This is a genomic window from Stutzerimonas stutzeri, assembly GCF_018138085.1.
In the GTDB taxonomy this organism is placed as follows: Bacteria; Pseudomonadota; Gammaproteobacteria; order Pseudomonadales; family Pseudomonadaceae; genus Stutzerimonas; species Stutzerimonas stutzeri_AI.
Genome location: NZ_CP073105.1, coordinates 1689295 through 1702660, shown reverse-complemented (window position 1 = coordinate 1702660; position 13366 = coordinate 1689295). Strand labels below are relative to the sequence as shown.

The 13366-nt window shown below is 60.0% G+C and carries 9 protein-coding genes; 6 read left to right on the top strand and 3 right to left on the bottom strand.

Annotation, left to right across the window (positions count from 1 at the left end; genetic code table 11):
- Positions 1-123: 123 nt before the first annotated feature.
- Positions 124-750, bottom strand: coding sequence for a trimeric intracellular cation channel family protein (locus tag KCX70_RS07975; protein WP_102846161.1), 627 nt, complete (start codon positions 748-750; stop codon positions 124-126).
- A gap of 123 nt (positions 751-873) precedes the next feature.
- Between KCX70_RS07975 and KCX70_RS07970 the strand changes: the two genes are divergently transcribed.
- On the top strand, positions 874-1776 hold the full coding sequence (locus tag KCX70_RS07970) for an HTH-type transcriptional regulator ArgP (protein ID WP_102846162.1): 903 nt from the start codon (positions 874-876) through the stop codon (positions 1774-1776).
- A 354-nt stretch (positions 1777-2130) separates the two neighbouring features.
- The gene (locus tag KCX70_RS07965; RefSeq protein ID WP_102846163.1) at positions 2131-2844 is read left to right on the top strand and encodes a 4'-phosphopantetheinyl transferase family protein; all 714 of its coding nucleotides are present in this window, start codon (positions 2131-2133) and stop codon (positions 2842-2844) included.
- Between the two features lie 295 nt (positions 2845-3139).
- Here the strand turns inward: KCX70_RS07965 and KCX70_RS07960 are convergent, their stop codons facing one another.
- Positions 3140-4759, bottom strand: coding sequence for an ATP-binding protein (locus tag KCX70_RS07960; RefSeq protein ID WP_102846164.1), 1620 nt, complete (start codon positions 4757-4759; stop codon positions 3140-3142).
- Positions 4756-5478: a winged helix-turn-helix domain-containing protein gene (locus KCX70_RS07955; RefSeq protein ID WP_102846165.1), complete on the bottom strand. Its 723-nt coding sequence runs from the start codon at positions 5476-5478 to the stop codon at positions 4756-4758. The genes KCX70_RS07960 and KCX70_RS07955 overlap by 4 nt, the downstream gene beginning before the upstream one ends.
- A gap of 932 nt (positions 5479-6410) precedes the next feature.
- On the opposite strand from KCX70_RS07955, the gene KCX70_RS07950 reads away from it, so the two are divergent.
- The 4 genes from KCX70_RS07950 (at position 6411) to KCX70_RS07935 (ending at position 13361) form a co-directional block, all read left to right on the top strand.
- On the top strand, positions 6411-9305 hold the full coding sequence (locus KCX70_RS07950; protein WP_212619826.1) for a ribonucleoside-diphosphate reductase subunit alpha: 2895 nt from the start codon (positions 6411-6413) through the stop codon (positions 9303-9305).
- A gap of 530 nt (positions 9306-9835) precedes the next feature.
- Positions 9836-11089, top strand: a complete 1254-nt coding sequence (locus KCX70_RS07945) for a ribonucleotide-diphosphate reductase subunit beta (protein ID WP_212619825.1) — start codon at positions 9836-9838, stop codon at positions 11087-11089.
- A gap of 77 nt (positions 11090-11166) precedes the next feature.
- On the top strand, positions 11167-12891 hold the full coding sequence (locus KCX70_RS07940) for an ATP-binding protein (RefSeq protein WP_212619824.1): 1725 nt from the start codon (positions 11167-11169) through the stop codon (positions 12889-12891).
- A complete protein-coding gene (locus tag KCX70_RS07935; RefSeq protein ID WP_212619823.1) occupies positions 12888-13361 on the top strand; it encodes a hypothetical protein in 474 nt (157 codons plus the stop codon). The genes KCX70_RS07940 and KCX70_RS07935 overlap by 4 nt, the downstream gene beginning before the upstream one ends.
- The last annotated feature ends 5 nt before the right edge of the window (positions 13362-13366 follow it).

The window sequence follows — 13366 nt, the reverse complement described above, 5'->3', positions numbered from 1 at the left end:
AGGCCGCTAGTGTAGCGGCTCGCCAGCCTGGAATCTGCATACCAGAGCCGGCGACCGTCGGAAGGAAACTGGCCGATGCCGGGCCGATGCCGGGCCGATGCCGGGCCGGGTGGACCGTGGCGGTCAGTCCAGCCCGCGAATGTCGCGCACCTGGAAATGGGGAAGTTTCCACTGGAAGGTCATCGCCAGCACCCGGAACAGGAAACCGGCACAGAGCGTGGCGAGCGAAGCGATGGAGTTACCGACACCCAGCCATAGCAAGCTGACGTAGAGCACGCCGGTGAACAGCGCCACCGTGGCATACAGTTCACGCCGCAGCACCATCGGTACCCGGTTGCAGAGGATGTCGCGCAGCAGCCCGCCGAACACGCCGGTAATCACTCCGGCCAGCACGACGATCGACAGATGCGCCCCCATGTCCATCGCCACGCCGCAACCGATGACCGTGAAAGCCACCAGGCCCAGGCCGTCGACCAGCAGAAACACCTGCCGCAGATGATGCATGTGCCGAGCGATCATGGCGGTGACAATGGCCGCGCCGACCGTGAAACCCAGATACTCGGGATGAGCAATCCAGCCGATCGGATAGTGCCCCAGCAGCACATCACGCGCCGTGCCGCCGCCCAGCGCAGTGACCGTGCCCAGCATGCAGATGCCGAACAGGTCCATGCCCCGGCGCATGCCCATGATGGCGCCGGACATGGCTTCGGCCGTAATGGCGATCAGGTAGATGATGTGCAGCAGCGTCACAGCGGAACTCCAAAGGGGCAGGCGAGAGGAAAGCGCGCAATTATGGGGCACACTCGGGTTTAATCGGTGTGATTTAGCAAAATTAGGCTATGCAAATATTTACTTAACCTGAGGACCGAGGGCTTGAATCTCGACCCCAAACAGACCGAAGCCTTTCGCGCGGTCATCAAAACCGGCAGCTTCGAGCAAGCGGCGCTGCGCCTGCACCTGACGCCGCCGGCAATTTCGCAGCGCGTGCGCGCCCTGGAAAGCGCCCTGGGCAATGCATTGGTAGTGCGTAGCCGGCCCTGTCGCCCGACCGAAACCGGTCAGCGGCTGTTGCAGTACCTCAAGCGCGCCGCCTTGCTCGAAGCCGACCTGATGGCGGATCTGGCCGAGCGCAGCGATGCGGCGCTGGTGGTGGTGGCCGCCCTTAACGTCGACAGCCTCGGCACCTGGTTTTTCCCGGCCCTGGCCGACGTGCTGATTCGTGAACGGGTGCTGCTGGACCTGACGGTCGAGGACCAGGACCATACCTACAGCCTGCTCGAGACGGGCCTGGCGATCGGCTGCATCAGCACCGAACCCAAGCCAATGCGTGGCTGTACGGCGAGCCCGCTGGGCAGCATGCGCTATCGTCTGGTCGCGTCCGCCGCGTTTCGCCAGCAATACTTCCCCTACGGGATGAACCGCAATGCCGCGCGCAAGGCGCCCGTGGTCGCCTACACCCGCAAGGATCGCCTGACCTCGTCTTTCCTGCTGCGCGAGCTGGGCCTGCCCGAGGGCGCCTACCCCTGCCACTATGTGCCCGGCGCCGAGCCGCGCTTCAATGCGATCCGCTACGGGCTGGGCTATGGCATGGTGCCGGAACCGCTGCTGCATGACGCGCTGGCCCAGGGTGCGGTGGTCGACCTGGCTGCCGATGCACCGCTGGACATCTCGCTTTACTGGCACACCTGGAAAGTCCAGTCGCCGCGGATGGAGAACCTGTCGCGGCAGATCATCGAAGCCGCTCCCAGAATCCTCGCCCGGCCGGAAGGCAACTGATCCGCCTGCCGCCACGTTTTATCCGTGGCCTCGGCACACACCGGACCGCCGATCGCGGGCAGAGCCCGCTCCTACAGAAGCCATAGCCGTACAGGCGAGCTGGCTCGCAAAATATGGCTATTGAGGCATGGTCGATCGTCGGCCGAACTATCGTGGTTCGGTTATCCCGACGTTTACTGTAGGAGCAGGCTCTGCCTGCGACTCGTAGCCTCGGCACACACCGGACCGCCGATCGCGGGCAGAGCCCGCTCCTACAGAAGCCATAGCCGTACAGGCGAGCTGGCTCGCGAACAGGTCGAAGCAAAGATTCACCCCCCCTGCACGTTGCCACCTCGCTGAGGCACACTGACCGGCATGAACCGCCCTCCCCGACATCCCGCCTGTTGCACGCCGCTGCAGGATCACTGGCCGCTGCCGTTCGCCCTTTCCGGCGTACGGCTGCTAAGCACCCGTTTCGATCCTGACCGGCTCGATCCGGAAGATTTCGTCCGCTGGGGCATCCCGCCGATGAAGGCGGTCAACAAACGCCAGACGGAGTTTCTGGCCGGGCGCATCTGCGCCTATGAAGCCTTGCGCACAACCACCGGCGTGCCGTCCATTGTTGCAGTCGGTGAAGACCGCGCGCCCTGCTGGCCCAGCGGGGTGGTCGGCTCCATCACCCACGGCGCTGGCTGGGCCGCGGTGGTGGCGGCGCGCAGCGAGCAATGGCGCGGGCTCGGGCTCGATGTGGAGCGGCTGCTACCCGCCGCACGGGCCGAGCGGCTGGCAGAGGAAATTCTCACCCCTTGGGAACTGCAACGCTGGGCCGAGCTCGACGAAACGCAGCGGGCATTGCGCGTGACGCTGACGTTCTCGATCAAGGAAAGCCTGTTCAAGGCCCTCTATCCCTTGGTCAAGACGCGCTTCTATTTCCAGGAAGCGGAGCTGATTCACCAGGGCGCCGACGGCCGCGCGCGCCTGCGTCTGCTCAACGACCTCTCTGACGAATGGAAAACCGGCACAGAACTGGACGGCCAGTTCGCCCGGTTCGAGGACTATGTGCTGAGCCTTGTCGGCGTTCCGGTCTGACTGCCTTCGAGCCCGACGGATCCTTGAGTCGTGCCTTGATGGGTTTCACCCATCCTAAGTGTGGGGAGCGGTCGATGAATTCCCTCGTAGGATGGGTGCAACCCATCGCCTGCAAACGCCAGGGCCGCGCATAGGCCAATCACTGCGCAGGAAGCCGCGACCCCGTCTGTCTACGCGGCCGCAACAGTGGCTTGATGGGTTTCACCCATCCTACGTGCGTGGCGCGGCCAATGAGTTCCGTCCGTAGGATGGGTGCAACCCATCGCTGCAACCTCAAGAGCCGCGCCCCGGCCGATCATTGCGCAGGGAGTCGCGACCCTGTCTGTCTACGCGGCCACACCAGGCTGAAGCGGGCGCCGCCCAGTTCGCTGTGGCCAATCTGCGAGCGGCCGCCATGCCAGTAGGAAATCCGCCGCACGATGGACAGCCCCAACCCATGGCCGCCCGAGGCGCGCGTACGGCTGTCGTCCAGGCGCAGAAAGGGCGTGAAGACCTTTTCCCAGGCTTCCTCCGGCACGCCGGGCCCGTCGTCGTCGACGCTCAGGCTGGCGCGTTCGGCATCGACGGCAAAACTCACCTGCACGCGGCTATCGGCGTGACGCATGGCATTGGTGACCAGATTGCTCAATGCCCGACGCAAGTAATGCGGCTCGGCCTCGACCGAGCTATCGCCATCGGCCGCAACCGTACAGGGGCCCCGCTCGACGTGAACATCGGCGCGCAACGGCGCCAGCTCACCGATCACCTGATCCACCAACGCACCGAGGTCCACCGCCTGAAAGGTCAGCTCCGGCGAGCCGCGTTCCAGTCGCGTATAGACCAGCATCTCGTCGACCAGCCGATCGAGGTCGTCGATGTCGCCATCCATTCCCTCTAAGTATCGACTGCGGGCTTCCGGCGTCTGCGCCTCGGCGGCCATTTCCAGGCCGAAGCGCAGACGCGCCACCGGTGTGCGCAGCTCGTGCGCGACCGCGCTGACCATCTCCCGCTGCACCGCCAGCAGACGCTGCAGATGAGCGGCCATCCCGTTGAAAGCCTTGGCCAGGCGCCCGACCGAATCCGTTCCGGCATCCGGTACCCGCGCTTCGAGATGCCCGCCGGCAATCCGCGTGGCCGCACGCTCGACGCCGCGTACGCGCTGTTCCAGTTGCCGTACCAGCAGGTAGACGGTCAGCCCGATCAGGGACAGGCCGAGCACGCCGATCACTACCAGCAATTGAGGCGGATAGGGATTGAGCTGATACAGCGGCCCCAGCGACATGATCCAGCGAGTGCCGGACACCGCCGCATAAACCTGAACGGCTTCGCCACCGCCCACCAGCGCCATCACCGTGTCGCCCTCGTCCAGTCGGCGGCGCTGGTCGTCATCCAGGCTGGCGCTGTCGCGGGTCAGCAACTCCAGCTCGTAACCAAAGCCGCGGGCGGCCTTGAGCTCGGCCAGGCGCTGGGGCTGTTCGGCCTCGGGGTAGCGGATCAGCTCGTCGATCAACAGGTAGATGGTGGCCCGCGCCAGCTGTTCGCTGAGCTGCTCCACCTCGCCGGTCAGTACCAGATGGTTCTCGGCGCTGACCAGGGAAAAGATCGTCACACTTCCCGGCCGCAGCGGTTCGACCAACACCTGCCCGCGCAGGAGTCGGGTTTCCAGGCGGCTCTCCAGGCTGACGTCTTCCAGCGTGCGCACCCGCAGCGGGATGCCCAGCAGGCGCCCCCAGAGGTTCGCCGCCTGCCGCCGCTCGATGGGCGTCATGCTGCTCATGTTGTGCGCCATCAGGCGAAAGGTGCCGGCGGCGAGCGCCTCGCGATGATGATCGGCGCGCACCTCGTTGAGCAGGTGCAGGCCTCCAGCCCCGAGCAGCCCGACCAGCACCAACACGGCAAGCACACCGCCGTAGATGCGCAGGAAGATCGAATTCACTGCAGCGCTTCGGCCGCTTCGGAAACGAACAGGTAGCCCTTGCCACGTACCGTCTTGATCAGTCGGGGATGGTCCGGGTCGTCGCCGATCTTCGGCCGGATGCGCGAAATGCGCACATCGATGGAACGGTCCTGGCCGTCGTATTCGATGCCGCGCAGTTCGGCGAAGATCTGTTCGCGGGACAGGGTCCGCCCCGGGTTGGACGCCAGCAGCCAGAGCAGGTCGAACTCGGCACCGGTCAGCTCGATACCCTCGCCGCGCAACCAGGCCTCACGCAGCGCGTTATCGACCACCAGCGGGCCGTACTGGATGCGCTTGGTCGTGCTGGGCGACGCGGCTTCGGTGCCTTCACGACGCCGCAGCAGCGCGCGGATACGCGCCAGCAGCAACCGCGGGCGGACCGGCTTGCAGACATAGTCGTCGGCACCGATTTCCAACCCCAGCACCTGATCGAGGTCGTCGGCGCGGGCTGTGAGCATCAGGATCGGGCCGTCGTAGCGATCGCGCACCTTGCGGCAGATGGACAGGCCATCCTCACCCGGCAGCATCAGATCGAGCACGACTAGATCCGGCCGCTCGGCGATGATGCGCTCGGCCGCCAAGGCACCGTTCGCCTCGATCGAGACCTGCATGCCGTTACTTTCCAGATATTCACGGGTCAGCTCGGCCAACCGCTGGTCATCTTCGACAATCAGGATGTTCCAAGACTCTTGATCCACCACGCGCCCTCCCGATACACCGGCCGGCATTGTAGCGTCAGGGCGCGGCCAGATGGCAGCCGTAGACATGCTGCTGACAGCCGCCGCATTCAGTGCGGCGTCGCCATGGGAAACGCCTCGACATCACGGACCAGCCAGGACACAGGTAGACGCGACGCCCCTGTTGGCCGCCGTCGCAGCGGCTAGCCGAATCTCTACCGTCAATGGCTCTCCAGGCAAAAGGCCAGCATTCATGCCCACTCCGTCGAGACGGCACCCCAAAAGGCTGCAAAACGCAATAAATCCGTCTTTGACAAAACACCACATATAGTGTTTTTCCTGGAGCGTCGCCAGGCGCCCGAATGCGTCAGTCGACGCGCATTTCATCCGAACCCCGTGCAGCCCCGAAACGGCGCGGGCTGCGCCTCTATCGCGCACAGCTCGCCCACATCTTATCCACAGGTTGTTCATTTTCAGCGCCTTGCACTGTGCCTGAACCGACACTATCGTGTCGCTCCAGCGGCCTTTTACCCCATATGTTGGGTGTCAAAAGCCAAACAGACACAAACGCCGAAAAAAGCAAGCAAAATAATTCGCTCTGGTTTTTACCCGGCTCGCGCCCGCACCTGGCGCGATGGATCGCCGCCGCAGACCGCGACCCTGCGCAGCCCAACGTTGATTTTGCTCAAGCCCAGCAGTAGCGCACGCGCCAAGTGCATCACACTACATGTTGTGTTTTGAGGTTGTGAACTTCACAACGCCTGACTATGCTTCGGCACATTCGATTCGCCACCTCCCCGGGTGCCGGATCGTTTCCAGTTTGAGTTACCCATGGTCCGGTTCGCCGGGGCATGGTTCATGCAATACGAGACACGCAAGACCCGATCAAGGCCGCCCACAAAGCAGGCCTGACACCTAACGTGCTACCGAGACAGAGAGAATCCGGAGACCCCATGCAGAACGAGTCCATTCGCGAGAACCCGCACGCCGCCGACAGCACGCTGGACCTGGCCGCCACCGCGCCGGGCCAACTGCGCGTGATCAAGCGCAACGGTACGGTCGTCCCCTATACCGATGACAAGATCACCGTCGCTATCACCAAGGCGTTTCTCGCAGTGGAAGGCGGTAGCGCCGCCGCATCAAAGCGCATTCACGACACCGTCGCACGCCTGACGGAGCAGGTCACCGCTACCTTCAAGCGCCGCATGCCCTCCGGCGGCACCATTCATATCGAGGAAATCCAGGACCAGGTCGAACTGGCCCTGATGCGTTCCGGCGAACAGAAAGTCGCCCGCGACTACGTGATCTACCGTGAATCGCGCAGCCAGGAGCGCAAGCGCGGCGCGGTCGACGTACCGGTCGATGCCCACCCGAGCATCCGCATCAAGCGCGCCGACGGCAGCCTGTCGCCGCTGGATCTGGGCCGCCTGAACACCATCATCACCGAAGCCTGCGAAGGCCTCGAAGAAGTCGATGGCGCGCTAATCCAGAAAGAAACCCTGAAGAACCTGTACGACGGCGTCGAGCAGACCGACGTCAACACCGCCCTGGTGATGACTGCCCGTACCCTGGTCGAGCGTGAGCCGAACTACTCCTACGTCACCGCTCGCCTGCTGATGGACACCCTGCGCGCCGAGGCCCTGAGCTTCCTCGAAGTCGCCGAGTCCGCCACTCATCACGAAATGGCTGACCTCTACGCCAAAGCGCTGCCGGCCTACGTGGAAAAAGGCGTTCAGTTCGAACTGCTCGACCCGCGCCTGAAGGAATTCGACCTGGCCAAGCTGGGCGCCGCGATCAACCACGAGCAGGACCAGCAGTTCACCTACCTCGGCCTGCAGACGCTCTACGACCGCTACTTCATCCACAAGGACAACGTCCGCTTCGAGCTGCCGCAGATCTTCTTCATGCGCGTCGCCATGGGCCTGGCCATCGAGGAAGAACAGCGCGAAGCCCGCGCCATCGAGTTCTACAACCTGCTGTCGTCGTTCGACTACATGGCTTCCACGCCAACCCTGTTCAACGCCGGCACCCTGCGTCCGCAGTTGTCTTCCTGCTACCTGACCACCGTGCCGGACGACCTGGGCGGCATCTACGACGCCATCCGCGATAACGCCCTGCTCTCCAAGTTCGCCGGCGGCCTGGGTAACGACTGGACCCCGGTGCGCGCGCTGGGCGCGTACATCAAGGGCACCAACGGCAAATCCCAGGGCGTCGTGCCCTTCCTGAAAGTGGTCAACGACACCGCCGTCGCGGTCAACCAAGGTGGCAAGCGCAAGGGCGCGGTCTGCGCGTATCTCGAAACCTGGCACCTGGACATCGAGGAATTTCTCGAGCTGCGCAAGAACACCGGTGACGACCGTCGCCGCACCCACGACATGAACACCGCTAACTGGATTCCGGACTTGTTCATGAAGCGCGTCTTCGACGACGGCAAGTGGACCCTGTTCTCACCGAGCGAAGTACCCGACCTGCACGACCTCACCGGCAAGGCCTTCGAGGAGCGCTACGAGTACTACGAAGCCCTGATCGAATACGGCAAGATCAAGAACTACAAGACCCTGCAGGCCAAAGACCTGTGGCGCAAGATGCTCTCCATGCTGTTCGAAACCGGCCACCCGTGGCTGACCTTCAAGGACCCGTGCAACCTGCGCAGCCCGCAGCAGCACGTCGGCGTGGTGCACAGCTCCAACCTCTGCACCGAGATCACGCTGAACACCAACAAGGACGAGATCGCCGTCTGCAACCTGGGCTCGATCAACCTGCCCAAGCACATCGTCAACGGCAAGCTCGACACCGAGAAGCTCGCCCGCACCGTACGCACCGCCGTGCGCATGCTCGATAACGTCATCGACATCAACTACTACTCGGTGCCGCAGGCGCAGAACTCCAACTTCAAGCACCGCCCGGTGGGCCTGGGCATCATGGGCTTCCAGGACGCGCTGTACCTGCAGCACATCCCCTACGGCTCCGATGCCGCCATCGACTTCGCCGACAAGTCCATGGAAGCGGTCAGCTACTACGCCATCCAGGCCTCCTGTGACCTGGCCGACGAGCGTGGCGCCTATCAGAGCTTCCAGGGCTCGCTGTGGAGCCAGGGCATCCTGCCGCTGGATTCGCAGCAGATCCTCATCGAAGCGCGTGGCCAGAAGTACATCGACGTCGACCTGACCGAGTCCCTGGACTGGGCGCCGGTCCGCGCCCGCGTCAAGAACGGCATCCGCAACTCGAACATCATGGCCATCGCGCCGACCGCGACCATCGCCAACATCACCGGTGTGTCGCAGTCCATCGAGCCGACCTACCAGAACCTGTACGTGAAATCGAACCTCTCGGGCGAATTCACCGTGATCAACCCCTACCTGGTTCGCGACCTCAAGGCGCGCGGCCTGTGGGACGCGGTCATGATCAACGACCTCAAGTACTACGACGGTTCCGTGCAGCAGATCGAGCGCATCCCGCAGGAGCTCAAAGACCTCTACGCGACCGCCTTCGAAGTGGAAACCAAGTGGATCGTCGATGCCGCCAGCCGCCGCCAGAAGTGGATCGACCAGGCCCAGTCGCTGAACCTCTACATCGCCGGCGCCAGCGGCAAGAAGCTGGACGTGACCTACCGCATGGCCTGGTACCGTGGCCTGAAAACCACCTACTACCTCCGTGCCCTGGCCGCGACCAGCACCGAGAAGTCCACCGTCAACACCGGCAAGCTCAACGCCGTGTCCAGCGGTGGCAACAGCGGCGCCAGCGCTGCGCCGGCCAAGGCTGCGCCAGCACCAGAGATGGCAGCCGGCCCGGCTCCGGTACCCAAGGCGTGTGCCATTGATGAGCCAGACTGTGAAGCCTGCCAATAAGTAAGTAGTTGAAAGTCGCGGTCCCCAGAGCGGACCGCGCGTTGTTGCCGGGCAGGCCGGCCCCCATCACGTACATGCGTACGCTCAGGGGCTCCGACCCGCCAGGCGCCTAGCGCTGCCTCGCTCTGGAAACCGCTTGCACCGAGCCGCCGCTGAAAAAGCGCTGCTCCGAGGCTTTAGCTCAACCCGGACCTGTAGGAGCGAGGGGGACACCTAGTCGGGGACGCCTAGTCGGGGACGCCTAGTCCTCGCTCGCGATCCGCTATCCGCCAACTCACCAGCCGAGTTAACGCATAGCCGAGGGCCACCTCAAATCCAATCCCCTCTCCCCTCCGGGGAGAGGGCTAGGGTGAGGGGCAAGCCCCACCAGACAACACAAAGGCCGGGCCCAAACCCGACCTGATACAGAACACAAAGGGCGCAGGGCACCACCACCCTCCCCAACAACAACACCCCGCTTTTGCGTGCACACACAAAAGCCCAGAACATTCCCGACCGGCCTCGCCGGTCCCCAATCAGGAGAAACCGCCATGCTGAGCTGGGACGAATTCGACGAAGAAGACACCACCACTGCCGCCGCGCCCGCCGCCCCACTAGCCGCTGCCACCAGCAACGAAGCCCCCGCCAAACTCGACCAGGACGCCGCCGGCTCCGTCGAAGAAGCCCGCGCCGTAGCCTCTGACGACTCCGCTGCCGTCGCCCGCGCCAAGAAGGCCCTCGACGACCTCGACATCCAGGAAGGCCTGGACGAACTCGAAGGCGAATCCGCCCGCGTTCACGTCGGCGACAAGCAGATGATCAACGCCCGCGCCGACCTCAACCAGCTCGTCCCCTTCAAGTACGACTGGGCTTGGCAGAAGTATCTGGATGGTTGCGCCAACCACTGGATGCCGCAGGAAGTGAACATGAACGCCGACATCGCCCTGTGGAAGAGCCCGGACGGCCTCTCCGAGGACGAGCGCCGCATCGTCAAGCGCAACCTCGGCTTCTTCTCCACCGCCGACAGCCTGGTCGCCAACAACCTGGTGCTGGCCGTGTACCGCCTGATCACCAACCCCGAATGCCGCCAGTACATCCTGCGTCAGGCCTTCGAAGAGGCGATCCACACCCACGCCTACCAGTACTGCATCGAGTCGCTGGGCATGGATGAAGGCGAAATCTTCAACATGTACCACGAGATCCCGAGCGTCGCGAAGAAGGCCTCCTGGGGCCTCAAGTACACCCGCTCCATCTCCGACCCGACCTTCCAGACCGGCACCGTCGAGACGGATAAAGAGTTCCTGCGCAACCTCATCGCCTACTACTGCGTCCTGGAAGGCATCTTCTTCTACTGCGGCTTCACCCAGATTCTCTCCATGGGCCGCCGCAACAAGATGACCGGCACCGCCGAGCAGTTCCAGTACATCCTGCGCGACGAGTCCATGCACCTGAACTTCGGCATCGACGTGATCAACCAGATCAAGATCGAAAACCCACACCTGTGGGACGCCGCCATGAAGGACGAAGCGACCCAGATGATCCTCCAGGGTACGCAGCTCGAAATCGAATACGCCCGCGACACCATGCCCCGTGGCGTGCTCGGCATGAACGCCTCGATGATGGAGGACTACCTCAAGTTCATCGCGAACCGTCGGTTGACGCAGATTGGTTTGAAAGAGGAATATCCGGGCACCACCAACCCCTTCCCATGGATGAGCGAGATCATGGACCTCAAGAAGGAGAAGAACTTCTTTGAAACGCGGGTGATTGAGTACCAGACGGGTGGAGCGTTGAGCTGGGATTGATTTAGAGAAAATGCCTACATGGATGGGGCAGAAATTCAAACCCCGCTACGCGGGGTTTTTTATATATAGGAAAAAAGATGAGCACAAAAGAAAAGGAAGTAGAGGTCGGATTTGACGCACTAAGAGTCTGCGAGGCGATATCAAAAATTGGGTATGAACCACACACCGCTGTCATGGACATTATTGACAACTCAGTTACAGCGAATGCTACGGAAGTATTCGTAACACTGAAACTTAGAGAAGGTAGAACCTTAAAGTCAAGAAACAGTGTCCGCTATTATCAGATCATCGATAACGGTCGCGGAATGGATCACGGTGAAATCATAAATGCCTTCAAACTTGGCTCAGATCGAAACTACAAACCAAACAGTCTTTCAAAATACGGAATGGGCCTTAAGGCAGCAGGCCTATCACTCGGCACACGCATAAGCATCATCAGTAAAAAAGACGGCATAATTTCAAATAAATACGTATTCGACCTTGAGAAGATAGAAGAATTAGGACGACTTTCAATAATACAAAAAGAACTAACACCCGAACAGGTTAAAAATAGTGAAAGACTACTCAGTAAGAAGTCAGGAACCATCGTAGAAATATCTGGCTGCGAAAATATTAATCAGTCCTCTCCCGGCTCAACGGTAACCAAGCTAAGGGACCGACTCGGTGTCGTCTACTACTCTTTTCTGCAGAAGGCAAAGCCACTAAAAATAAAACTAAGGGTATCACCACACAACTCCGACGAAGAATATGATGATATTCAACCTAAAGACTTACTCTTCTTGGATGAAGCTTCCAAACACACAGGCTGGGATCCAGAAACATACGATTTCGTAAGCCCCTATTTGGTATTGGACAGAGATTGGGACTCATTTAAGGACAAGTACGAGAATGACCTCCCCCCTATAAGAGTAAAAGCTGTAGCTTTCCCCCAAGCGAGCATGGCCGGCGAGTCTTCACCGCTATCTTCCGAAGATAAGCAGCAGGTAAAAGCATATCAAATCTCACGAGAGAATAGCGGATTCTTCATATATCGGAACGGCAGGCTAATTCGATGGGGTGACAGTCTTGAAGGACCGAGCGGAAAACCACTTATAACAAAAGATGACATTAACGTCCGCTTTCGATTTGAAATACTTGATGAACACGACGACATACTTCATGTAGACGTTTCAAAACAGCGCCTAGAAATTGATGATGAAATATTAGGGACTCTGGAAAAGATAGTTAAACAAGCAATAAGAACAGCAAAAGAGATACGTCAAGCGTGTCAAGAAAAAATAAAAACCCGACATGGAGAAGGCGAGACTTTCAATCTCACACTGCGTGACGTTTCAGAAGACGACCCGCAAGAAGCAGACAAAGGCGCTCCAAACAAATTAACACTTGAAAGGCAGCAAAAAAAGCAGCGCGAAGCGCTTAAAGAACTTAATGCAGAAGAAGCTAAAGACCCGCTCAAACAACACGAAGACTCTGACACTAGTTTCAAGAAAATCAGGTATTCGGACACTATACCTGCCCGGCAGCTTTGGAAAGCATATTTTGACTCTGTAGAGGGTGTTTATACATACATAAACAAAAGTCACCCATTTTATGAGGAATTCATCAGCCGGTTTGAAGATGGAACAAAGGAGCGACTCACAATTGAAGCTCTAATTTTTTCTGCCGCTGTCGCAGAAAACAACGTATTCAACCATGAGACAGACATAGACACTGAAAAACTAGAGAATGCTTTTCGTCGCTTTCATAAAAACATCGACAGTTTTCTTGTGGATTGGACCTATGAAAACCAGGAGGGGGAATGATATACCACTGCGGGACAGTGTGGGGTTTCCGTAATTGCTCCTACTTATACGCTATATTCACGTCAGACCATGCGTATATCGGCGAAACTGGAATACTACCAACATCTCGCTGGGGGAGTCATTTAAGCAAAGCTGACAGCTCATTCTCTGAAAAGCTCAGAAAAGAGTTTTCTGCAACTAACTGCTCACCATACGACGGAGAGTTCGTCTATATCGGGCTTCATTGTGAAGTTATAGACAGGGAAGACGAGCGAAAACGAAAATTTGCTCGCCTTGCCATTGAGGACGAAATACATAGGCTATTCCACCTCAATGAGAACTCATTTGGACAACCTAAAAAACTTCTCTCAAGGTCAACTAAAAGATCACCAAGAATTTCTTTTGGTTTTGATGTTGAGTCTTTCGCCGAGCATGCCATAAGAACCGTAATAGATGAATATCAAAAATATCTGAAAAAAGCCGCTCTTTAGAGCGG

What these genes read in the sequence shown, in the direction of transcription:
- KCX70_RS07950 (WP_212619826.1), top strand. Translation starts at nt 6,411, where the DNA reads ATGCAGAACGAGTCCATTCGCGAGAACCCGCACGCCGCCGACAGCACG.
- KCX70_RS07935 (WP_212619823.1), top strand. Translation starts at nt 12,888, where the DNA reads ATGATATACCACTGCGGGACAGTGTGGGGTTTCCGTAATTGCTCCTAC.
- KCX70_RS07940 (WP_212619824.1), top strand. Translation starts at nt 11,167, where the DNA reads ATGAGCACAAAAGAAAAGGAAGTAGAGGTCGGATTTGACGCACTAAGA.
- KCX70_RS07965 (WP_102846163.1), top strand. Translation starts at nt 2,131, where the DNA reads ATGAACCGCCCTCCCCGACATCCCGCCTGTTGCACGCCGCTGCAGGAT.
- KCX70_RS07945 (WP_212619825.1), top strand. Translation starts at nt 9,836, where the DNA reads ATGCTGAGCTGGGACGAATTCGACGAAGAAGACACCACCACTGCCGCC.